Origin of the sequence: Rhodococcus sp. NJ-530 (assembly GCF_003860625.1) — a bacterium.
Lineage (GTDB): Bacteria > Actinomycetota > Actinomycetes > Mycobacteriales > Mycobacteriaceae > Rhodococcus_F > Rhodococcus_F qingshengii.
The window spans coordinates 6,385,923-6,408,544 of the sequence record NZ_CP034152.1 but is presented as its reverse complement, the minus strand read 5'-3'; the positions used below and the strand labels follow the sequence as shown (position 1 = coordinate 6,408,544).

Sequence of the window (22,622 nt, the reverse complement as noted above, 5' to 3'; positions counted from 1 at the left end):
GTGGTTCCTTCCCGTGTTTCGCCGACAGTGGGTGTGCTGCAGCTGCCGAGCGTATGGCTGCGGCGTCGAATGATTCGGTGGATTACCACCCGGGGTGAGAACCCCGTAACAGGCTACGAATATGCCACCTGGGCTGTGTTTCCACACAATTATCCACAGATGTGGACAAACCTGCACCGAGTCGGTTTTTTCGTCAACCAAATTCGTCAAAGTGATCGAGAAATTGATCTACCTGCAACTTTGTCGGAACTCGAGGCGTTCGCCACTTGGTGTCGGGGATGCGTCAACACTCACAGCCCTGTGGATGAATGTGGAAACTCGGGATTCGGGGTCGCGTCCGGCGCTCGTGCCCGTATGTGCTGATGAGGCCTTGTCGAGAGCATGCGCCGGTGGAACTGTCCGGGTTGCCTTCGGGTCACCTGCAGTCCGTAGCGGAACTGTTGCCAAGGTCACACTTGCCGCCTCGCTCGAGGTCACGGCCGTATGCACACTGTGAATGGAATCTGCGGAATGATGTAAGTATCGGCGTGTCGCCGTGGTTGCCGCGGGAGGGCTCCGAATCGGGCTGGTTTGACCTTGGCAACGGTGGTAAGTAACCTCGAACGGTCACCCGCTGGTGGTGATCGCTTCGTGCTGGCTACATATGTCAGGTCGGATCGGTCTTCCAAGCCACAACGAGTGAAGTTGATTGTTCTGTACCTGTTGGATCCAAAGGCGCCGTAAGGCGTCGATCACTGAATGACGCCGGGAGGCGTCAATGAACTTCGAGGAGTGTTGACCGTGGCCAAGGGCAAGCGGACGTTCCAGCCGAATAATCGCCGCCGCGCGCGTGTTCACGGCTTCCGTCTTCGTATGCGTACCCGTGCGGGTCGTGCAATCGTTTCGGCGCGTCGCCGTAAGGGCCGCGATTCCCTCACCGCCTGATCTGATTTCGAGTTCAGGAGCTCGGGGTGTTGCCTGAGCCGTCTCGGTTGCGTCGCCACGCGGATTTCTCCGTGGCGGTGCGACGCGGGCGTCGTATGGGAAGACGCGACCTTGTCGTGCACGCGTTCGATCGCGAGCAAGTAGAGGCGCTGGTAGTAACAAATCACGGTCCCCGTTTCGGGCTGATCGTGAGCAAGGCTGTCGGGCCGGCGGTGATTCGACATCGAGTCGCACGCCGGCTTCGTCATATCTGTGCAGATTTCGTCGGGCAGGTTTCGCCGGAGACGGACGTGGTTATCCGCGCACTTCCGGGTGCAGCTACCGCCAGTTCAGCCGAACTGGCCAAGCAGTTGCGCGGGGGCCTGACCAAAATGAACCTATTGGTGTCGGTAAGTGAAGAGCCATGAGTACTCCGCTCTCTGAGCAGATCGAGACTCCCAGAGCCTCCCGTGTCATCACGGTGTTGAAGGCTGTGCGTCGCGCTCCCGCCACTGTTCTCATCTTCTGTATCGAGTTGTACCGGACGTATGTGTCGCCCTTGAGGATGCCGACCTGCCGGTTCACCCCCACCTGCAGTGAATACGCAGTCGAAGCGCTGCGCACTCACGGGGCGATCAAAGGCCTTTTCTTGACTGTGGTGCGGTTGGCGAAGTGTGCCCCCTGGCATTCTGGAGGGTGGGACCCTGTCCCTGCCCGTCGTGACCGTGATGCGGGTAGCCGCCATAGCTGTCCGGAAGCACGCGCAGCGTGTCACAGTCCGACGGACGAACAGAGGAGTACTTAGAGCCGTGCTCAATTTCATCTACTATCCGGTATCCGCGATTCTGTGGGTCTGGCACAAGGTCTTCGGGTTCATTCTCGGCCCGGACAACGGAATAGCCTGGGCGCTTTCCGTGGTGTTCCTGGTGTTCACCTTGCGTGCGGTTCTGTACAAGCCGTTCGTGAAGCAGGTCCGCACGACGCGTCAGATGCAGGAACTGCAGCCACAGATCAAGGCATTGCAGAAGAAGTATTCGGGCGACCGTCAGCGCCAGGCCGTCGAGATGCAGAAGCTCCAGAAGGAGCACGGATTCAACCCGATCATGGGCTGTCTCCCGGTCTTGGCTCAGGCTCCGGTGTTCATCGGTCTGTTCCACGTCCTGCGCTCGTTCAACCGCACCGGCACCGGCATGGGCCAGCTGGGCATGAGCGCCGAGGACAACCTCAACACCCCGAACTACGTCTTCTCGGCCACTGACGTCCAGTCGTTCCTGGATGCTCGTCTGTTCGGCGCGCCCATCTCGGCCGCGATCACGACGCCGGTTGCGCAGCTTCAGGCCTACGTCACCGAGAACGTTCCCGAGCTTCCGTCACGGCTGAACATCATCCTCGTGGCCGCTCCGCTGATGATCATCGCCAGCATCGCGACGCACTTCAACTCACGCGCTTCTGTTGCCCGTCAGAGCGAAGCAGCTGCCGCGAACCCGCAGTCCGCGATCATGAACAAGCTCGCCCTGTACGTCTTCCCGCTCGGTGTTCTGGTCGGTGGACCGTTCCTTCCGATCGCGATCCTCCTGTACTGGGTGTCGAACAACATCTGGACCTACGGTCAGCAGCACCTCGTCTTCCGCAAGATCGACGCGGAAGAAGAAGCCAAGAAGCAGGAAGCGATCACTCGCCGCAACGACAATGCGCCCAAGCCCGGTGCCCGTCCTGATCCCAGCAAGAAGAAGGGATCTCCGGCTGCGCTGAAGACCGCGGATTCAGCCGACGACGACGGTGACGCCCCGGAAGTTTCGCTCAAGAAGCCACAGCCGAAGCCCTCGGGTTCCGGTGGTGGTTCCACGTCGAAACCCAAACAGAACCGGCCACAGAGCAACCGCGGCAACTCCCCCAAGCGCAATAAACGGCGCTGATCCAGGAAAGAGAACGACCAATGTCCAGTGAAGCTGACATCGTTGTGGATGGAGAGAACGCAGACGTGAGCACCGAGACCACTGCGCCGGTTACCGATGTGGATGTAGACATCGACGATTCCGATGACGATTTGATCGAAGAGGGCGAGATCGCCGGCGACTACCTCGAGCAGTTGCTCGACGTGCTCGATTTCGACGGAGACATCGACCTTGACGTCGAGGGCGATCGGGCGATCGTCAGCATCGACGGCGGCGACGACCTGACCAAGCTTGTGGGACGTAAGGGTGAGGTTCTGGATGCTCTCCAAGAGCTGACTCGTCTGGCTGTTCAACAGTCGACCGGCGAGCGCAGCCGCTTGATGCTCGACATCGCCGGATGGCGGGCGGGCCGCCGCGAGGCACTCAGTGCTCTCGGTGCGGAAGCTGCACAGCGTGTTCTCGAGACCGGCGAAAGCGAAGAGCTTGCTCCGATGACGCCGTTCGAACGCAAGATCGTGCACGACGCCGTCGCCAAGGTCGCCGGTGTTTCCAGCGAGAGCGAAGGCGCTGAGCCGTCTCGTCGAGTGGTTGTCCTCAAGGACTGACACTCCCCCCTGATCGAATGCGGGCCCCGGATTTTCCGGGGCCCGCTTTTGTGTCCGAGAGTGTTTCACGTGAAACCGAATCCGGCGCCACGGTGAAGGTCTGCCTATCGTTGTCGACATGTCCAACGAGCGGTCCGGATTCTCTCTCAGATTGATGACCCTTGGGGCCTTGATAGGGATGCTCGTGTGCGGCCTGAGCTATTGGCCCGTGGTCTTCGAACTACAGCAGAAGATGGAAGTCCAGTCCTTTCCGCCGGGCGGTCTGAAGTATTGGCTCTGCTGGTTGTTGCCGCTGGGAGTAGTCGCCGTCGTATTCATTCCACTTGCACTGGCATGGCGATCCGGAAGACCGGTCATGCTCAGCTTCGCGATTGCCTTCTTGTTCGTCGGGGGTGCACTGTGCATGTTCGGATATTCGATCGACAACATGCCGTACTACATGTGAGCCCCTCCCCTCCCCCAGACCGAATAGTCGGCCTTCGTTTCACGTGAAACCGGATCGATGGTTGTTGCCCGAGCCCTCGAACTCCGACTCAGATTGCCACCACAATGGATCACCGACCCGATGTCGTCAGGCCTGCTGGCAAGGTCGTCACCTTCGGTGCTGGCATCCGATGACCGACAACCCGCGAGCCCTCACTTCGACGGCCCCCGGATTGGGGCGTCATCAACAACGATCACGAAGGAAGTAGCATCCGCACATGCACGTCGACATCGAGGGCGCCACCCGGATTGCCCGCCTCGCCGCAGAATTCGACTGGACCTGGGCCGTCGACGACCTGGAACCCTTCTGCGCACAAGCCGGATGGGAGCTCGTCGAACTCAGGCAAGGTGGCGGCTCGATACGAACGAACCTTCATGTCTGCCGGCCGAAGGCGAACATGTTCGGGCGGCAACACAGAATGGATTGGATCTCGATCTTCGTCTCGGACGTGGCAGATGATGCTACGCCCATGACAGTGGTGCGCCCGTTGCTGGTCGAGGGGTTCACGAACCTCGATGTGGCATTTACTGCACTCCTGGGGACAGCCACGAGCGCCGAACCGGGACCTGAGGCAACTATCCGGTGGGATCTGCCGAAAGCGGTCATTACACTGCACCGGGGTGTCAGTGCGATCCACCTTCGTCTGACGAGTCCGGGATATCAGGCATGGGTGGATGAGCCCGAACCGGAGTACGAGGACGAGGACTAGCGATCGAGGTCGGCGAGATCGCATCCGGTGCGGAAACAGGTTTGCGCGCTCCTCACACGAATCGGACCACTCACATCGAATGGGCTTCGTCGCCACGCAAAGTCGATGATGTTGTTGCGGGCTTCGGGGTGAGATCGGCGGCGACTACTTTGCCAAGCAAACCGGAATCGACATCGCCTACACGGGCTCCGGTCCATACACTGCGGACCGCGTCGGGGTAATCATGGGACCGCCTTGAGTTCGGTTGACTCGCGGGGTGTGCGATCGGCGTCGCGCCCACACCTGCTGCTGGTCTCGTCATGAGGGCGGATCCGGACTGTTCGAGGTGGAAGGACTTCGCTGTGCCCGGATCGAACTCGTAAGCGGTGATCTTGTTGGTTCCGGGTTCGGTATGCACCAACAGGTAGTCCTTGCCGTCCAACAACTCCCGCACCAAGCGCGGATCTTAATCGCGCAGAGCCTAGGCGCAGGAATTCATCCTGCGCATCGGGCAGGTCCCCTGCTCGACTTTGATCTTCCCGCCGACACGGGTATCCACATCGAAGGCGAACTCTCCATGCGCATCCTGTGGTGCGAAGCTCCTTGGATTGAAGCGCGGTTTGCGATGCCAAGTCTCCGGTCTCCCGCAACAGGGGTGTCAAGCCGACGGATGTATGGCTCGCAACAACCGGCGATGAGATACCGAAGTTGTCCGAGATCTGGAATCGAAGTCTGTTTTCCGAGTCGACCTACAGAGAGGATTTGACTGACCGAGTCCGTTCTGCAGTCCGTCGCCGGCGATCTTTTGCAACGACTTTTTCATCGAAAATTGGTCTTTTTGGGTCAGAATTCCATCCATGTAACTACCCATGGCAGTTTCGTCACTGTGATGATACTAAGAATTGCGCTCCTATCTGCATTCGATCGCCCGGCCATGTTTCACGTGAAACGCGTCAGAATTGGAAGAATTTTCAGCGCAATGTTTCACGTGGAACGTGAACCCCTCCCCTCCCCCGCTTGAATTTTGGGCCGAATACTTCCCAAAGAATGAACGAGTCGGCAGACTCACAGCGAGTCGGTGTGCAGAAGCGAACACATGTCGGCTCCAGAGCGGATAATGATTTCGGTCTTGATTGTTGATTTCGCGGTTTACGCGGGAGGATGTTTCACGTGGAACAGAATGGTGCGGCGTCGGTTGACTGGGACGAACAAGAGACTGCGCGCGCAGTGTTCGGTGACAGATATGAGATCGCGGAACGGTACTACCAATCCCTGGCGACGGATGGTGTCGAGCGCGGGCTCATTGGTCCCCGTGAGGTTCCCCGACTGTGGGAGCGTCACCTTCTCAATTGCGCCGTCATCGGTGAGTTGATTGCCGAAGGCGAGTCGGTTGTGGACGTTGGAAGCGGCGCCGGCCTACCCGGTATCCCTCTCGCAATCGCCCGCCCGGACTTGAAGGTGACTCTGGTCGAACCGTTGCTTCGACGCTCGGTGTACCTCGCGGAGTTCATCGAGTCCAACGGTTTGGACGTATTGGTTGTCCGAGGGCGAGCCGAGGAATCGGGTGTTGTGAAGGAAGCGGGCGGCGCGGATGTAGTCACCTCGCGAGCTGTGGCGCCTCTCGAGAAGCTCGCACGTTGGTCCCTCCCACTCATTCACGAGCACGGCCGAATGTTGGCACTCAAGGGTTCGAGCGCCGCCGAGGAGATCGAGCGAGACCGTACGGCGCTCACCAAGTTGGGCGCAGGTAAGTTGGAAATACTCGAATGCGGAGCCAAGATTCTCCGCACCCCCACTGTTGTGGTGAAGGCCGAACGCCTCCCGAAGCGCCGCCAGCGTTGATGATTTACACGCATGCAATCGAGAGCAATGTACAGATGATGAGAGCACCTAGTGATCGATTCCCAATCGAAGGAGCAGTCAATGTCGGGTCGATCTGAATCCGCCGTTTCACGTGAAACACCGAAGCAGCACACGAGTGCGGGTGCGGATCAGATCGTCAACGACGACGACAATTTCACCGCCCCCTACGCGGCGATCTCCTCGGAGGAGACCCCCATCGGGGCGGCCGCGCATCGAGCGAGCCAAGTGCTTCATCCCCATTCGGTGACGCTGCCGAAGCCGGCGTTCCGCCGCGTGATCACCATCGCGAACCAGAAGGGTGGCGTCGGCAAGACGACGACCACGGTGAACCTTGCGTCGGCGCTCGCTCTTCAAGGGCTCACTGTCCTTGTGGTCGATTTGGACCCTCAGGGCAACGCCAGCACCGCTCTGGGCGTCGTCCATACCTCGGGCACCCCGTCGAGCTACGAGCTGCTCATAGGCGAAGTGAAGGCCCCGGAGGCGATCCAGACCAGCCCGCACAGTGAGCGCCTTCTCTGCATCCCGGCAACGATCGATCTGGCGGGCGCCGAGATCGAATTGGTCTCCATGGTTGCCCGCGAGAATCGACTCAAAGGCGCGCTCAACGACAAGGTGCTCGCAGAGCTTGACGTCGACTTCGTCCTCATCGACTGCCCGCCCTCGCTGGGACTGCTGACCGTCAACGCGATGGTCGCTGCCAAGGAAGTTCTGATCCCGATCCAGTGCGAGTACTACGCCCTCGAGGGGGTCGGTCAGTTGCTCCGCAACATCGAACTCGTCCAGGCTCATCTCAACCCGGATCTGCATGTCTCCACCGTCCTTCTGACGATGTACGACGGGCGCACCAAGCTGGCCGACCAGGTCGCCGAAGAAGTACGCAAGCACTTCGGTGAGGCCGTTCTGCGCGCTGTGATTCCGCGCAGCGTGAAGGTGTCCGAGGCTCCCGGATACGGGATGACAGTTCTCGACTACGACCCGGGTTCGCGTGGCGCCATGAGTTACCTCGACGCCGGCCGTGAACTTGCCGCCCGCTCTGCCACCACGACGACCCAGGAGCAGTGAGATGAGTCAAGCACGCAAAGGTGGATTGGGCCGCGGCTTGGCTGCTCTCATCCCCACTGGGCCGGCCACGGCGCCGGGTCTGGGATCGGCTGCAGCGGACGTCGTAATCGGCGTCGACAAGCGCAACCCCTCCCCTCCCCCACCGACCAAGGCGGCCCCGAAAACGCAGAAAGCCACCAAGGCGTCGGCTGCGAAGGCTCCGGTGGAAGCTGAGCCGGAGACCGAACTCGAGCCGACCGGCGCGGTCTATCTCGAGATCGAACCGAGCCTGATCGAGACGAACCCGAAGCAGCCTCGCAGCGTTTTCGACGAGGAAGCACTCGCGGAGTTGGTTCACTCGATCCGCGAGTTCGGATTGATGCAGCCGATCGTGGTCCGTCGTCACGGTGACAAGTACCAACTTGTCATGGGTGAGCGTCGCTGGCGCGCGAGCCAGGAAGCCGGGCTGGAGAAGATTCCGGCGATCATTCGTGAAACAGATGACGACTCGATGCTGCGCGACGCGCTCCTCGAGAACATCCATCGAGTTCAGTTGAACCCCCTCGAGGAGGCAGCGGCGTATCAGCAGCTGCTCGAGGAGTTCGAAGTCACCCACGAAGAATTGGCCAATCGGATCGGACGTTCGCGTCCCGTCGTGACCAACATGATTCGTCTGCTGAAGCTGCCGGTGGCGGTTCAGCGTCGCGTTGCGGCTGGAGTACTTTCGGCCGGCCATGCTCGCGCACTGCTGTCCCTCGAGGCGGGTGCCGACGCTCAGGAGGTCATGGCGGCGCGCATCGTCGCGGAAGGAATGTCTGTTCGCGCGACGGAGGAAGCAGTCACTCTGGCCAACCGGGCGGATAATGAGATCGCTCCCCCACAGAAGCGCAAGCCCATCGTGATGCCGGGTCTGCAGGATGTGGCCGAGCGGTTGTCGGACTCGTTCGACACTCGGGTGACTGTCAGTCTGGGCAAGCGGAAGGGAAAGATTGTGGTCGAATTCGGCTCGGTCGACGACCTAGAACGCATCGTCGGAATGATGGAAGCACAGAAATCCAAGTAGAGAACTCGGATGCCCGTTTGGTGACGTAATCATGATGACCGGGCACACCACCTATTTTCGTCACTGTGACAAATCTAGGTGGTCCGAGCTTCTCGAAATCTTGAACCGGGACGAAAGATGTTGAACAGCAATATATTAGGGCGATCAACTCTCGTGCCACTGCCGACTTGTCGTAGCTGGCCTATCCTGGAGAAGAGAAAAGCAGCGGGCGAGCATCAAAACCGCTTCGGGGACCTACGGAGAGTGAGTTAGTCAGTGTCGACTCACGTCATCACCTCTCTCACACTCGACAGCCTCGATCAGCTTTCCGCCCATGCGCGCCGATGCGTGTTCTGGGAGATGGACCCGGGCGCGCTTCACGACGCCCGAGGATTCTGTGATCAGGAATTCGAGAAGGAAGCCTGGCTGTCGATGGTCATGCTCGAGTGGGGTTCGTGCGGACAGGTCGCCGTCCGCGACGGAAAGCCGCTCGGCAGTGCGTTGTACGCCCCTCCCCGCATGATCCCGCGCGCGCAACTGTTTCCCACCAGCCCGGTCAGCTCGGACGCAGTGCTTCTCACAAGCCTTCGCCTCGAGCCCTCGGGCATAGAGGAAGAACTAGGGCCGAGCCTGCTGGCCGCTGTCGTGACAGATCTGGTCCGACGAGGAGTTCGTGCGCTCGAGGCATTCGGTATCCGTAGCGGCGACTTGGGGCCAGCTTCCGACGTGGCCAGTGCAACGGCAGCTCTGGAATGTTCACCCGCAGAATGCATGATCAGTGCCGAGTTCCTCGAGGACTACGGTTTCGAGGTCGTGGCACCGCACCATCGTTATCCGCGCCTTCGTCTCGAACTCAATCGAGATCACGAATGGAAAGTCGACGTCGAAGAAGCCCTCGACCGTCTACTGAAGGCCGCAGCTCTCGAAATGGTGGAGATCAGCGAACTCGCCAGAGTGTGAGCAGGTGCCGACCGCAGGACCTACGAAATGCGGTCGGCTACCGAAAGTTCTTCTGCGAGAAGCTCGGCGAAGGTGAAGGTGCCGGTCGGCTGATCGTCTTGACCCAGTAGGTACAGCCGCTTGACCGAGATCAAGATGGCTTCGGCGATGGTGTCACGCATCCGCGGATTCGTCAGTACCGCAACGTCGGACGCGTTGGACAGGTAGCCGAGATCGATCTGTACCGTCGGCATGTTGGTCAGGCGCAACAACTCCCACGTTCGACCGTGAGTTCTGCAGTCCCGCAACGGAGTTCGCGCAACGATCTCGCGCTGAACGAAACCGGTCAACACCTGCCCGATCATCGAGACCGAACCGTGCGAATTTCCGAAGTGGAAGCTCGCGACGCCGTTCGCCGACGGGCTCGAGTTGCTGTCGCAGCGCAGGGAGATCATCAGATCGGCGTCGAATGCGTTGGACGTCAGCGCGCGCTCGGCCTCGCTCGGATCGGCGTTGTGCGGGCGGGAGAGGAAGGTTTCCATCCCGGTTGCTGCCATCCGCCCCTCGAGGCGCATAGCCAGATCCCACAGGATGTCGGCTTCGGAGATGCCGTTGACGATGGTGCCGGTGGACGGACCACCGAGGCCTGGATCGATGACGATGCGCTTGCCGCCCAGCTGTGGGCCCTTGCGCCTCACCAGCTCCTCTTCGCTGATCGCGTGCGGCGATCCGCCGGTGACGCGAGTTCCCAGCAGTTCCAGCGAACGCAGTGTCTGCGGTCCGCAGATACCGTCGGCGGCAATCCCGATTTCACGCTGGAAAGACGAGAGAGATTCGTGGGTCTGCGGGCCGAAGAAACCGTCGACCCGACCTGCGTAGAAGCCCAGGTCCTGCAATTTGGCCTGCAGAGCTGCGACGTCGTCGCCGTACAGCGGCGCAGAAAGCTGGTAAATCAACGTACGGGCGCCCAGGCGGTACGAGGCCTCGCGAAGTGACCGATAGGTGGCCGGGCCCACGATGCCGTCGACAAGGAGCCCACGCTGCTGCTGGAAGGCGCGAACGGCGCTGTCGAGTTGATGATCGAAGATGGCGTCGGGTGCAACCCAGTGGGCACCGTCGGCGCTTTCACGTCGAATACCGGAAGTTCCGTGATGGAGGTATCCCAGCTTCGTCAATGTGCCCCGAATCTCGGCGACGGCCGGGCCGTGATCGCCGTGTCGGAGTCTGTGCATGCGTGAAAGCCTCTCGGATCGGTTAACGAATTCGATCGATGTGCCTGGTCGTAGACCCGATCAGGCACATCGATCGATTATCTCAGAAATTCTGTGGATTGCGAGAATCCACGATGCTCATCCAGCCGTCAGAGAACGTCTGCGAGGTCCTTGAGCAGCGCGGCCTTGCCCTTGGCGCCGACGATCGTCTTGATCGGCTTGCCGTCCTTGAACAGGATCATCGTCGGGATCGACATGACCTGGAAATCGCGGGCGGCCGCCGGGTTGGCGTCGATGTCGAGCTTCGCGACGGTCAGCTTCTCGCTGTTCTCACCGGCGATCTCCTCGAGGACCGGGGCGACCATCTTGCACGGGCCGCACCAGGTTGCCCAGAAATCGACCAGAACGGGCTTGTCGCTGCCCAGGACGTCCTGCTTGAAGGAATCGTCGGTGATGGTGACGGTATTCGACACTGTTACTCCTCGAGGGTTGGGTTCGACAGCTTGGTGAATCAGGGAGCGCCGACGACGTCGACCGTGTGGCCGGCTGCGTCGAGCGTGTTGGCGGTGATGTCGCCGCGGTCGGCCAGCCAGCGTTCGGCGTCGATTGCTGCGGAGCATCCGGTGCCGGCAGCGGTGATCGCCTGACGGTACGTGTGATCGACCAGGTCACCGGCAGCGAAGACGCCGTCGACGGAGGTCGCGGTGGAACCGGGAGCGACGCGCACGTACCCGGCGTCGTCGAGATCGACCTGGCCCTTGACGAGCTCACTGCGCGGGTCATGACCGATGGCGACGAACATGCCGGTGATCTCGAGTGTGGAGGTCTCACCCGTGACGGTGTCACGAACGACGAGCCCGGTGACGCTGTTCTCACCGAGCACCTCGACGGGCTCCGCGTTGGTCAGGAAGCGGATCTTCTCGTTGGCCTTGGCGCGCTCGAGCATGATCCGTGAGGCGCGGAATTCCTCGCGGCGGTGCACCAGGGTGACCGAGCGAGCGAAGCGGGTCAGGAATGTTGCCTCTTCCATCGCGGAGTCGCCGCCGCCGACCACGACGATGTCCTGGTCACGGAAGAAGAAGCCGTCGCAGGTGGCGCAGGCGCTGACGCCGCGGCCGAGGAGGCGTTCTTCACCGGGAATGCCGAGGTAACGGGCTGCCGCACCCATGGCGAGGATGATCGCGTGCGCGGCGTACGTTTCGCCGTTCGCGACGACCGTCTTGATCGGGCCGCTGAGATCGATCTCTTCGACGTCCTCGGTGCGGATGTCGGTATCGAAGCGAAGTGCCTGCTCACGCATCTGTTCCATCAGGTCGGGGCCCATGATTCCTTCGCGGAATCCGGGGAAGTTCTCGACCTCGGTGGTGGTCATGAGGGCGCCACCGAACTGGGTTCCCTCGAAGAGCAGGGGCTGGAGCTCAGCGCGCGCGGTGTAGACACCAGCGGTGTAGCCGGCCGGTCCGGAACCGACAATGATGACGTCATGGACCGCGGGCGTGTTTTCCAGCTGGGTGGTCATGCGAGCCTTCCAATAGTGAGTGCAGACCCTCCGCTTCTTGGAGAGCCGTACCGATCAACACCAGGATAAGGGGTGTTGTTCCCGCACTCGGCTGGAAAGTGGCTCACAGCCGGCAGCTCACAGTGTGGGACTCACTGGGCGGGGCGCGCTGCCTCCCGAACCACCAGCGCGTCCCGAACCACACAGCGTGTGCCGGTGTAGATGGTGGGCATGCACTTGTTGCAGTGGATACACAACCCCTCGTCGACGCTCTCGGCTCGGAATTTGTTGACCAGTTGTGGGTCCCTGAGGAGCGCGCGCGCCATGGCGACGAATTCGAATCCTTCATCCAGTGCGTGCTCGATGGTGTCGACGCGGTTGATGCCGCCGAGCAGGATCAGTGGCATCCTCAGCGCCTGTCGGAACTGACGGGCGAAGGGCAGGAAGAAGCCCTCCTCGAACGGGTACGTCGGAAAGAGTTTGGGACCGTAGAACTTCAGCCCGTACCCGACGAGTTTGGGTTGGGAGGCGACAAACTCAGCCAGTGGGACCTCACCGCGGAAGAAGTACATTCCGTTGAGAAGTGAACTGCCACCGGTCAATTGCATCGCGTCCAGATGGCCGTCGGCTTCGAGGATCTGGGCGATCGGCAGGCTCTGGTCGAGCCACAGACCTTTCGGCACCCCATCGGACATGTTGAATTTCGCGGTGACCGCCACGCTGGATCCAGCGGCCCGTCGCACCGCTTCGACGACTCGACGCGGATACTCGGCGCGCTTGGCGACGCTGCCACCGTATCGATCGTGGCGCTTGTTCAGATTGGGGCTCATGAACGAACTGAGGAGGTAGTTGTGGCCGAGATGGACCTCGATGGCGTCGAATCCTGCGTCCACGGCGACGCGAGCGGTCCGTTCGAAGTCGGAGACGACACCGTCGAGTTCGGCGAGCGTCGCGCCCTTGACGAGGCCCATCGCGGGCGGACTCAGCCGGGTCGACGGCGCCAGAGTCTTCGTCTTGTTGGAGAGCGTGTTGGCGACCAGTCCAGCGTGGCCGATCTGCGCCGCAGCAAGTGCGCCTTCGGCGTGGACGGCGTCGGTCAGTCTGCGTAGTCCCGGCAGCGCGCGCTCGTCCATGACAAGGGTGTCGCGGTGGACTCGTCCACCTGGTGAGACGGCGCAGTAGGCGACAGTGGTCATCGCGGCCCCGCCGCGGGCCACCTCGGCGTGGAAGTTGATCAGATCGTCCGAGACCGCTCCCCGGGGCATGACGCCCTCGAACGTTGCAGCTTTGACGATGCGGTTGCGCAAGGTCAGAGGGCCGAGACGTGCGGGTTCGAATATCGACGGTGTGGGCGCTGTGGTCATTTTCAACTTCCTGCGGCGGCCTGATCTTTACGATGCCAGTGGACTCGTAACTACGACGATATAGCGCCTACTCCCAATCTGTCCGACAATTCGACACGATGAATGCCACAGGATCAGGTCGCCCACGAGACCCACGCATCGACGACACAGTCCTCGAGGTCACCCGAGCGATGCTCCTCGAGGTCGGTTGGGATCAACTCAGTCTCCGGGCGATCGCGGCACGGGCAGGGGTCAGCCGAGCCTCGATGTCGCGGCGATGGCCGTCGAAGGCACATCTTGTTCTCGGGTCGATCCTGGGGGCGACACCGGACCTGACACCGTTCGAGGGCACCGATCGCGACGGCTGGATCCGTTGGGTGGTGGAGGGAAGTGCTCAGCTCTTCTCCCGTCCCGAGGTTCGCGCCGCGTCGCCAGGATTGCTGGCGGCCCTGCGCGACCACGACGACCTGCGCAACGAATTGTGGCGCGGGTTCAGTGGACCGAGTACGCAACTGTTCCTTCAGAACGCCGAAGATCCTGAATCGGCACTGCTCGATGCCAAGGCCGTGCTGGTATTGGCGGCCGGGGCAGCGATGTTTTCGAGTCTGATAGCGGTCGAGGACGATACAGATGCGCTACGCGAAAGAATCCTCGAGCTCTTACTCCCGGCGGCATCGCCGCGCTGACCGTCGACGTCAGCCGATGTTCTTGACCGACAACGTATTCGGATTCCCGTCGCTGCAGTTGATGCCGACAGTCAGTGCAGTGATCTGACGCGGCTGCGATCCCGTGAAGAGTAGGACTATCGCCGGCGCCCCGTCGATGCGAATCTCGCCGGAACCGAGCAAAGGCCGGCGCTCGTCGATGCCGTTGGCGCGTAGGCATCCGGCAAGTTTGGATGGATCATCCAGTGGTCCAAGGTTTTTGGATCCGACGAGTGAGAGCAGAGACGCCGAATCCGGATCGTTGACAGCAGACGTCGCCGGTGTGCTCGGTTGAGCAACAACACTTTCGGCAGGTTCGGAATCTCGGGTTCCGACAACAACGATCACGAAGGCTACCAACACGGCTGCTGCGGCACCGAGAACCCACGCTTGTGGGCGCCGCCGGAACGGCACGACAGCTGCCTCAGCTGGCGGCTCCAGCTGTTCTGACTGTAGATCCAGTGCCGAATTGATTCGCTCGGCAAGCGAATTCGGAATCCGTTCGTGAGTGGCCTTGCTCGAGTTCAGTGTCGCGAGTGATGCCGTGACGCCGTCAAGGGCGGTGACAAATGCATGGGCGTCAGGATCTGCGTGTACCACCGGCCACAGAGCCGCACTGGTTTCGGAATCGAGAACCCCGGCGTGAAGATCTGCGAGTAGGTCTTCCGAAAACGGAGGCGACGGAACGCGAACAGACGGATCTGTCATGAACCCTCCCTCGGCAGTCGGTGCGGACCCTTACAAGATAGGACGCGGCCGGTTCACGAATGGTTCCCGCCTTCGCGAAAGTCCTCCAACTGGGCGGCGAGACGCTTGCGCGCGCGGGCGCAGCGACTCTTCACGGTCCCTACGGGCACTCCCAACCTCTCGGCGGCCTCGGCTACCGGATACCCCTCGACATCGACGGCGACGACGGCAGCACGCTGCTCAGGCGGCAGCGATGCCAGTGCCTGTTCGACGGTCAGGCTCATGTCCACTGTCGCCGCATAGTCGCGGTGATCGCGGGGTTCCTCCGCGTTCTCCGAAGACAGAGAGAACGCCGCCCGTGATTTGTTGCGTCGGATCCGGTCGAGGCAGGCATTGACCACGATGGTGTGGAGCCAACTACGCACCGCCGCGTCGCCGCGGAACTTCGCCGCCTTGCGATGCGCGGACAGCAGACCCTCCTGGAGCGCGTCGGCCGCGTCCTCGTCCGAGTAGCTCGTACGCCGGGCAACGTGCCATAGATGATCCTGATGCCTGGTCAGTAGTTCACGGAACGCATGCCGATCGCCCTCGACATGAGCAGTCAACAATTCGAAATCCGTCGCCTCGAGATTCTTGTTCTCGAAACTTCTGGATTCGAATTTTCCGGCTCCGCCCCCGGTGCCCCCCGATAACTGTGCACGGGCGGATATTAGCCCAGTCGGTAGGTTTCAGAAGGGCCAAGGGCGATCACTTTGCAGCAGTGAATGCAATCTCCGAGATGGATGTCTGGTTTTGTCCGGATTCGGTGCTGAGCTGCGTAATCCAAACCAGGACATACTGACCCGAGCCGTCCGACGTGACTGGAATGTCGGTCACGCCGTTCTTCAGGACACCCGATCCGATTTCCTTGGTCTGATCCAGCGAAGTATTCGCAGAAGGGGCAGAACGGATTTCAACGACGGTTCCCGGCGAATCAGACGTGATCGCAACGTTCTTCAGGTTGGCGGCATCGGCAAGCGTCACCATCAGGCCGACACCGTTCTTCAGCGACGGGAACGGCTGGAAGTACGAATCCGACGACCATGCGGTGGCCGGATTGCCGTCGATGGCGTTCTTCGCTGTTGCCGGCTGATCCGGCGTTCCCTGGGGTGAGAACACCGTTACGGCCGAGGAAGCTACCGGAACGGTTGCTGCCGCCGGTGCGGGCGCCGGTGAATTGTTCTCGGGCGCAGTGGCTTCGGTGGTCAGTCCGAAACTCTGCTCGCTGAGCGGGGTGTCGTTACTGCCACCCGAGAGGAAGCTCGCTACCCACACCACAAGGAGAATCAGGACGATCACGGTGAAGACACCGAGCGCCGTCAGTGCCGCGAGCATCCGCGTCGACTTCTTCTTCTCGGCCTCGATGGCTTCGGGGTCGTTCAGTGCATGACCCGACGCACCCTGTTCGCGGTGGCCGAGACGAAGTGCCGGAATCATTTCCGTCTTGTCGTTGACGACGGACGCCTGATCGAGGATGTGCTGCACGGTGGCAGCAGTGCGGATTCCACTCTCCGACTGCAACGCTCGAACTGCAACGGCCGAGATGTCGAACGGAACCTCCGGACGGACGACGCGAGGCTCGACGATGTTCCCGTCGGCGCCGCGGCCGGCGGGAAGCAAACCACCGACGGGACCGGCGGACGGATCGGCGAGCGGCCAGCGCGCCGTGATGAGCGAGTACAGCATGGCGCCGAGACCGCGGACGTCGCTGGTGGAATCGGCGTCGGCAAGCGTCGCCGGGAACGCCAGTACGGCGTCACCGTTGATGCTGATGCGAACGCGGTCCGGGTGATCGATGGACAGCGCACCGCCGGTGCGGTGAGCAGCTTCGGCAGCCGCCGCGAGGGCGCGGATGGCGCGGGCTGCACCGATCGGCGACGGCGTCGTCTCGGCCATCTCACGCAGCGAGCGGCCGGGAGTCCATTCGGCGACGACGATGCCGCCCGAGCTTCCGCGGACGACGTCGAGGACGCGAGCCAGACCGGGCGAGTTGATTCGTCCCAGGCGCAGAGTGCGTGAGAGAACTGCCTGCGGTCCGGACTGGCTGTCGTCGTCACCGCGCTGATCGGCGTCGACGAACGTCAGGGCTACTTCACGGTCGAGCTTGACGTCGAGAGCTTCCCAGAACTGCAGTCCGCGGGTTCCGCCGTGCGGCGCGAGCAGACGGTAGCGTCCGCCGGCGACAGATGCGCCGGGGATGAGCTTGGGTCCACGTGGCATCGGTCGCTGGGCCGGTCGTGATGCGGATCCGGCGGAAGGTGTGCGAGGTGCAGCGGGCGGTGGTGTCTGAGCGGCAGCCGTCTTCTGAGATTCGGGTGCCTTCTTGTCCGGAGCAGGCGTCTTCGGCGCGGGTGTCTTCGAGACAGGTGCTGAAGGTGTCTTCGACACGGGCGCCGAAGGTGTCTTGGACACACTGACCGGAGGTACCGGCGGAGCGGCCTTCTGCACCGGCGGCTGCGGCTTCTGACCCTGCGGGCTTTGGCCCTGCTGCGGTCGCTGTGCGGGCTGCTGTGGCTTCTGACCCTGCTGTGGCTTCTGGCCGGAAGATGCGGAGGAACTCGTGGATGCAGGTGTGCCCGACGATGCCGTTGACTTCTGTTCGGACGCTTTCACGGCAGAAGTCCCGGCACTCTTGTTGCCGGAAACGTTGTCGTCGCTCACCCTCGCTCCTTCTCCATCGATAGCCCGTCCCCGAATACGCGCGGGTTGCGATCCTGTACGCCCACGACCAGGGTACGGGAGCGCACCCGGTCGTTCTTGCTCGTTTGATTCCGTTCTGATTGCAGGAATCAGCTCGGTGACGTCGTCGTCGGTGTTGTTACGTGTGTCCGGTTCGGCGCGACCTGTCAGTGAACGAATCTTGCGGGAGACCGCAACCGTTACCGACAGGACTTCCGGAACCTTCTTGAAGTAGAGAATCGTGAAGGTGATCGCGAGCATCAGGATGCCGCCGACGGCGACGCGAACCATCGAGCCAGGTCCGCCGAAACGCTCGGTGAGTTGATCGAATCCGAGGACGCGGTCGACCGCGAGCATGGTCAGCGAACCGGCCAGCGAGGCGAGTACGACGGACCAGACTGTCTTGCCCACGTTGGCCATCTGCAGGTTTCCGAGGCTGCGGTGCAGGAGGTACCCGCCGATGACGGCGCCGGTGATGTATCCGAGACCGTTGGCCGCACCGAGCAGGATCACGACCTGATCGCTGTTGGATGCGAAGACCGGAGCGAGCGCCGAGAAAGCGATTTTCACTGCAGTGATGCCGAGAACGATCCACGTCGGCGTCCAGGCTTGTTCGCGGGCGTAGAACACACGAAGTTGGATCAGGACCAGCGCGTACGGAATCAACGTGAATGCCGACCAGCTCACAGCGGTGCCGAGTCGTTCGGCCTGTTCGGGTCCGAAGCGGCCGTAACCGTAGAGCGCTTCACCGACCTGCGGACCCATGAAGGTCAGGAACATGATGATCGGAACCAGCGTGATCATGGTCAGACGCGTTGCGACCGACAGATCGTCCACGACGGCCGGGGTGTCGTCGGCAGCAGCGTTGCGGCTCAGGCGCGGCATGATCGCCGTCAGAACCGTCACTCCGAGCACGCCGTACGGGAGTTGCAGGAGCAACCAGGCCTGGCTGTAGATGGCAGGGCCGGCTTCGTCGGCGTGGGAGGAGATCTTGGTCGCGAAGATCATGCCCATCTGGCTGATCAGGACGTACAAGACGATGGCGACGGCCATGCCGCCGAACTGGCGCAGGCGGTCGTCGAGACCCCACAGCGGCTTGAGCGAGATCTTCTCGCGGCGAAGCGCGGGGATCAGGCTGGCTGCCTGCACGATGACGCCGATGGTGATGCCGATGCCGAGGGTGAGCAGCTTTGCATCGCCCATCGAGACCGGATCAAGCGAGATCTCACCCGGAGTCAGGCGATAGACCACGAGCACCACGAGGACGACGACATTGTTGAGTACGGGAGCCCAGGCTCCGGGCTTGAAGATCTGTCTGGTGTTCAGAAACGCTGTGAACAGCGCCGACAGCCCGTAGAACAGGATTGCCGGCAGAAGCAGATACGACAGCGCCGTGGTCAGGTCGGTGCTGACCTTGCCGTCTTCGGACAGGAAGACGTATTTGGTGAGTACGGGTGCTGCCAGGGTCGCGAGCAGCGCGGCCATGCCGAGTAGAACGAGCGACGCCGTGAAGAGGCGTCGGACAAACGCTTCGCCGTGATCGGCGTCCTCCCGCTCGGCGCGAACCAGCACGGGGACGACGATGGCGGTCAGCACGGCGCCCAGAACCAGTTCCGCGATCATGTTCGGAATCTGGCTGGCGACGGTGAACGAGCTGGCGATGGCGGGGCCGAGGACCATCAGGATCATCAACTGCTTGGCGAATCCCGTGATGCGGCTCGTCAGCGTCGCGATCGCGATGGAACCCGTTGCCGCGAGGAGTCGAGAGTTCGTCTCCTTGCGTTCCCCGACCTGGACATGGGCGTCGGTGTCGAACTCGTCCGACGTGGTCGTCGCCCGGTCGGCAAACTCCATCTCGGCTTCGCGGTACCGGGGGTAGTCGCGGATCACCGGGATGGTCATGGTGGGTGCGTCGTCGAAACGTGCGTCCGGGTTGACCGGCTGGATCGGGTAACCGCGCTCCCACGGTGGCATCCGAGGATGCGAGCGGGTCGTGGCACTCTTGCGGGTGATCGCCGAGCGGCGACCCTCCTCGGGTGGATTCCCGGTCATGAGCGTTCGTACCCTTCATCTGCTGGGTCCGGCTGACCCTTGAATCGATGCCACAGCCGTCGCCCTGCCAGGAACAGCAGCAACCCTCCCGCTGTCGCCGTCACGGCGGCCAGGGGACGACCGTACGCATTCGACCGTACGGTCACGCTGGTCGGCGTACCCAATTGGCGGCCATCTGTCGTGGTCAGCGAGAAGTTGACTTCCAGCTTGCGAGAATCGTTCATTTCCGCGGGCACAGTCAACTGTCGGCTACCTCGCGGCGGAAGCTGTTTGGGACCGATGTCACTGATCTGCATCTCGGGTGGGGCTTCCACACGCAGGTCGACGTTGATGGCGATGGGCAGCTCGTTGCGCGCCACCAGCAGGAGCGGACTCTGCCCCGACGCGAGGGTGTAGACGCCGCCCGGAGACACCACACTGACGGCCCGGTACATCCCGTCGACGGCTTCGGTGACGTTGTCGGCGCGGATGGTCGCGGCCCGCTCCGCCCGATTGACCGACGCGGAGTCGACGTTGCGGCGATCGGCCAAGCTCATCGAGCGGAGCAGATCTTCGCGGAGCGGCGCCGTGAATCCCCGGGGGGTGAGCGAAGCCGCCGGATCGTCCACGAGCGAAGCTTCGAGCCCGTCGATACGCGGAAGTTGGGTGGTTGCGGTCTCGACGACGGACGTTTGCGGACCGTCCTGGGTAGCCCGGTCCGGGTAGTCGAGAGTGGCGGCGTCCGTCGCGCCCGGTTGCCTGCCGAGCAGTGCCGGCAGGGCCTGAGGTGAGGCGAGCCCGGACCGGATGAGGGTCGCGAGCATCGAGAGCACCGCCGTGGCGTCGTTGCTGTCGGCGGTCCACAGTTGCGGCGGCGCGAAGATCTGATTGCGCGGCAGCGACGTCGGCGTCAGCGCGGCCCAGGCCATCGCCCCCAGCGCGTCCTGACGCCGGGCGCTGCGCGATTCGATGTCGATGGTCGGCGCGGTGTCGTCGGGGATGTACGACGGGACCTGCGGCTCCGAGCCGGTGGCGGCCAGCGCCGCTGCCGCCGAGGTGTCGAAGGCAAGCGCGTCGAGTGAGCCGGTTATCCGCGACGACAGCTGCGGAGCTGCCGAGTCGACGGAAGTGTCAGCCACCATCGCTGTGGTGGGATTCACGCTCAGCACCTCTGCGGTGGCCGAGTCGAGGACACCCGAATCCGGCCAGACGAAATCTCGCAGTGAGGTCACGCCGAGGATGTTGTCGACGATGTCCGCCGGCCGTGTGAGCGCGGTAGCCGTCAACTCCGGATTGGCCACCGAGGTGACCGCGGCGAGATCGGCCTGGGCGAACGGAACCGCCGTCGTGCACATCGAGGACGCGAGGGTCTTCACCCGGCCGAGCCACTGGTTGGCGGCGTCGCTGCCGCGGCCTTCGTGCGACGGCCCGGTGGGGTCGGACGAGTTGTCGGCCACGAGGTATCCGCGAGTCATGTTCTCGACGGTGATCAGAAGGTCGGGGTCGATTGCCAGGCAGAGCGCATCCGTGACGCGGCGATCGGTATCGCTCTCGGGCTTGGTGGCGTTCTCCACCGCATCGACCAACGCGTCCAGACGGCCGCCGTCGGAAAGTTCGGTGGCAAGTTCGTCGTCGATCAGGCGTACGGGCTCGTTGACCGCGCCGGGGATTCCGCCGACGAGTCGTGGCGCGTCGGCCAGCGGCCACATGAGCGTGACGCCGATCGGGGCGGACGTGTCGGGGGGAACGACGGCCGTCGCCGACGAACTAGGTGTTCCGGATGTGGCGTTCGATTCGGCTGCGGCCGGCACACCGAGGACGGGGAGCAGGAAGCGTGCGTCGTCGAGTCGGGCGGCACCGCCGTACTCCGGGGTCCCGTTCACGTTGACGAGCATCGGGTAGACGCCGGGTTCGGTGATGTCGAGGGACAACCCGGTTGTGCTCCGGAGCGGCAGGGTGAGCGTGAACTGCTTGGACTGGCCGGTGTCGAGGGTGGTGGCGACGGTGTCGAATTCGCCGACCGTGTCGAAAACAGCCTGGTCGAAATCGAGTGCTGCGCGCACGTCCGAACTGGAGTCGATCGCGGGAGCGCGTTGCAGCCTCACCCCGACGTCCTCGACGGGACGGTCACCGACGTTCTTCACCGTGCCCTTGACCACGACGTTGCGGTCGCTGGTGGTCGTCACCGTGGTCGGTGCGGTGGAGTCGATGGTCAGCTGCAGAAATTTGGCATCGTTGGTGTTTCGCGCCGGGGCGCGCTCACTGGGCTGGCTGGACGGCGCTGCACCTGCGACGGCCGTCGTTGCAGGCCCGAAACCGACAGCGGCCATCACCAGAGCGGCCACACCGGCCCGCCGCAGTGCCATTCTCATCCGGCGTCCGGTTCCTTCGGGCGCTGTTCTTGCCGTATTTCCGTTCGCGGCATCTCGGCGATCATCTGGGACGCGAGTTCTGCGAGTTTGCGCTCGTCGGCGTATGCGAGGCGCGAGTGCAATTCCGTCAGCGGCACCCAAGCGACTTCGGTGACCTCGATGTCCTCGTCGGAGAGTTCACCGCCGAGAAAGCGGAGGAGATAGTGGTGCACGGTCTTGTGGACGCGTCGACCTTCGGTCACGAACCAGTAGTCGATGCTGCCCAGCGGTGCCAGGACGGTTCCCTGGATACCGGTTTCTTCTTCGACCTCACGCATCGCGGTCTGCTCAGCGGTCTCACCTTGTTCGATATGGCCCTTCGGTAGCGACCAGAGCAGGCGTCCGCGGCGGTCGGTTCGGCCGATCAGTGCAGCGCAGAGGCGTTCCGGGGGTCCTCCCCAGCCGTCGACGACCAAGCCGCCCGCAGAAGTTTCACGGACGGTTCGCATCAAAGGTTTATCGGGGTTGCCGACGGCAGGTCGACGCCGCGGGTTGCGGCGACTCCTGTTTGTTCGTTCGGCACCAGACACCTCATCGATACTAGTTGGCGTTGCAGCGT

The 22,622-nt window shown here is 62.5% G+C and carries 22 protein-coding genes; 12 read left to right on the top strand and 10 right to left on the bottom strand.

Annotated features, from left to right (window positions below):
• Positions 1–780 precede the first annotated feature (780 nt).
• The 7 genes from rpmH (at position 781) to EHW12_RS29905 (ending at position 4,596) form a co-directional block, all read left to right on the top strand.
• Positions 781–924, top strand: a complete 144-nt coding sequence (gene rpmH, locus EHW12_RS29935; protein WP_003942540.1) for a 50S ribosomal protein L34 — start codon at positions 781–783, stop codon at positions 922–924.
• 26 nt (positions 925–950) lie between these two features.
• Positions 951–1,331, top strand: coding sequence for a ribonuclease P protein component (gene rnpA / locus EHW12_RS29930; RefSeq protein WP_019746209.1), 381 nt, complete (start codon positions 951–953; stop codon positions 1,329–1,331).
• Positions 1,328–1,708 (top strand): membrane protein insertion efficiency factor YidD, encoded by a 381-nt coding sequence (gene yidD, locus EHW12_RS29925; RefSeq protein ID WP_007729147.1) that lies wholly within the window; start codon positions 1,328–1,330, stop codon positions 1,706–1,708. Before rnpA ends, yidD begins: the two co-directional genes overlap by 4 nt.
• 4 nt (positions 1,709–1,712) lie before the next feature.
• A complete protein-coding gene (yidC, locus tag EHW12_RS29920) occupies positions 1,713–2,819 on the top strand; it encodes a membrane protein insertase YidC (RefSeq protein WP_047272669.1) in 1,107 nt (368 codons plus the stop codon).
• Between the two features lie 20 nt (positions 2,820–2,839).
• On the top strand, positions 2,840–3,403 hold the full coding sequence (locus EHW12_RS29915) for a protein jag (protein ID WP_125052495.1): 564 nt from the start codon (positions 2,840–2,842) through the stop codon (positions 3,401–3,403).
• A 118-nt stretch (positions 3,404–3,521) separates the two neighbouring features.
• The gene (locus EHW12_RS29910; RefSeq protein ID WP_054781443.1) at positions 3,522–3,848 is read left to right on the top strand and encodes a hypothetical protein; all 327 of its coding nucleotides are present in this window, start codon (positions 3,522–3,524) and stop codon (positions 3,846–3,848) included.
• A gap of 256 nt (positions 3,849–4,104) precedes the next feature.
• Positions 4,105–4,596 (top strand): DUF6301 family protein, encoded by a 492-nt coding sequence (locus EHW12_RS29905; RefSeq protein WP_125052493.1) that lies wholly within the window; start codon positions 4,105–4,107, stop codon positions 4,594–4,596.
• 70 nt (positions 4,597–4,666) lie between these two features.
• On the opposite strand, the gene EHW12_RS29900 is transcribed toward EHW12_RS29905, so the two are convergent.
• The gene (locus EHW12_RS29900; protein WP_003942456.1) at positions 4,667–5,029 is read right to left on the bottom strand and encodes a hypothetical protein; all 363 of its coding nucleotides are present in this window, start codon (positions 5,027–5,029) and stop codon (positions 4,667–4,669) included.
• 707 nt (positions 5,030–5,736) lie between these two features.
• On the opposite strand from EHW12_RS29900, the gene rsmG reads away from it, so the two are divergent.
• From rsmG to EHW12_RS29880, 4 genes are all read left to right on the top strand, one after another.
• Positions 5,737–6,417 (top strand): 16S rRNA (guanine(527)-N(7))-methyltransferase RsmG, encoded by a 681-nt coding sequence (rsmG, locus tag EHW12_RS29895; RefSeq protein ID WP_019746204.1) that lies wholly within the window; start codon positions 5,737–5,739, stop codon positions 6,415–6,417.
• 81 nt (positions 6,418–6,498) lie between these two features.
• On the top strand, positions 6,499–7,500 hold the full coding sequence (locus EHW12_RS29890; protein WP_003942510.1) for a ParA family protein: 1,002 nt from the start codon (positions 6,499–6,501) through the stop codon (positions 7,498–7,500).
• A gap of 1 nt (position 7,501) precedes the next feature.
• Positions 7,502–8,542, top strand: a complete 1,041-nt coding sequence (locus tag EHW12_RS29885) for a ParB/RepB/Spo0J family partition protein (protein WP_125052491.1) — start codon at positions 7,502–7,504, stop codon at positions 8,540–8,542.
• A 255-nt stretch (positions 8,543–8,797) separates the two neighbouring features.
• Positions 8,798–9,481, top strand: coding sequence for a hypothetical protein (locus EHW12_RS29880; RefSeq protein WP_003942495.1), 684 nt, complete (start codon positions 8,798–8,800; stop codon positions 9,479–9,481).
• A 20-nt stretch (positions 9,482–9,501) separates the two neighbouring features.
• Here EHW12_RS29880 and EHW12_RS29875 read toward each other — a convergent pair whose 3' ends face one another.
• The 4 genes from EHW12_RS29875 to nox form a co-directional block, all read right to left on the bottom strand.
• Positions 9,502–10,692 (bottom strand): N-acetylmuramoyl-L-alanine amidase, encoded by a 1,191-nt coding sequence (locus tag EHW12_RS29875; protein ID WP_003942558.1) that lies wholly within the window; start codon positions 10,690–10,692, stop codon positions 9,502–9,504.
• A 128-nt stretch (positions 10,693–10,820) separates the two neighbouring features.
• Entirely contained in the window at positions 10,821–11,144 is a 324-nt protein-coding gene (gene trxA / locus EHW12_RS29870) for a thioredoxin (RefSeq protein WP_003942530.1), read from the bottom strand.
• 38 nt (positions 11,145–11,182) lie between these two features.
• Positions 11,183–12,190, bottom strand: a complete 1,008-nt coding sequence (trxB, locus tag EHW12_RS29865) for a thioredoxin-disulfide reductase (RefSeq protein WP_003942521.1) — start codon at positions 12,188–12,190, stop codon at positions 11,183–11,185.
• A 131-nt stretch (positions 12,191–12,321) separates the two neighbouring features.
• Entirely contained in the window at positions 12,322–13,533 is a 1,212-nt protein-coding gene (nox, locus tag EHW12_RS29860) for a 4,4'-dithiodibutanoate disulfide reductase (RefSeq protein WP_047272665.1), read from the bottom strand.
• 98 nt (positions 13,534–13,631) lie between these two features.
• Here nox and EHW12_RS29855 point away from each other — a divergent pair, with 98 nt between their 5' ends.
• Positions 13,632–14,198: a helix-turn-helix domain-containing protein gene (locus tag EHW12_RS29855; protein WP_003942539.1), complete on the top strand. Its 567-nt coding sequence runs from the start codon at positions 13,632–13,634 to the stop codon at positions 14,196–14,198.
• 9 nt (positions 14,199–14,207) lie between these two features.
• Here EHW12_RS29855 and EHW12_RS29850 read toward each other — a convergent pair whose 3' ends face one another.
• Genes EHW12_RS29850 through EHW12_RS29830 form a run of 5 tightly spaced genes read right to left on the bottom strand, consistent with a single transcriptional unit; the run spans position 14,208 to position 22,512 of the window.
• Positions 14,208–14,924: a hypothetical protein gene (locus EHW12_RS29850; RefSeq protein WP_063315345.1), complete on the bottom strand. Its 717-nt coding sequence runs from the start codon at positions 14,922–14,924 to the stop codon at positions 14,208–14,210.
• Positions 14,925–14,977: 53 nt separating this feature from the next.
• Complete coding sequence (gene sigM, locus EHW12_RS29845) at positions 14,978–15,613, bottom strand: RNA polymerase sigma factor SigM (RefSeq protein WP_125052489.1); 636 nt, start codon at positions 15,611–15,613, stop codon at positions 14,978–14,980.
• A 37-nt stretch (positions 15,614–15,650) separates the two neighbouring features.
• A complete protein-coding gene (locus tag EHW12_RS29840) occupies positions 15,651–19,673 on the bottom strand; it encodes a lipid II flippase MurJ (protein WP_125052487.1) in 4,023 nt (1,340 codons plus the stop codon).
• A complete protein-coding gene (locus EHW12_RS29835; protein WP_125052485.1) occupies positions 19,670–22,024 on the bottom strand; it encodes a DUF6049 family protein in 2,355 nt (784 codons plus the stop codon). Before EHW12_RS29835 ends, EHW12_RS29840 begins: the two co-directional genes overlap by 4 nt.
• Complete coding sequence (locus tag EHW12_RS29830; protein WP_007729122.1) at positions 22,021–22,512, bottom strand: NUDIX hydrolase; 492 nt, start codon at positions 22,510–22,512, stop codon at positions 22,021–22,023. The genes EHW12_RS29835 and EHW12_RS29830 overlap by 4 nt, the downstream gene beginning before the upstream one ends.
• Positions 22,513–22,622: the final 110 nt, after the last annotated feature.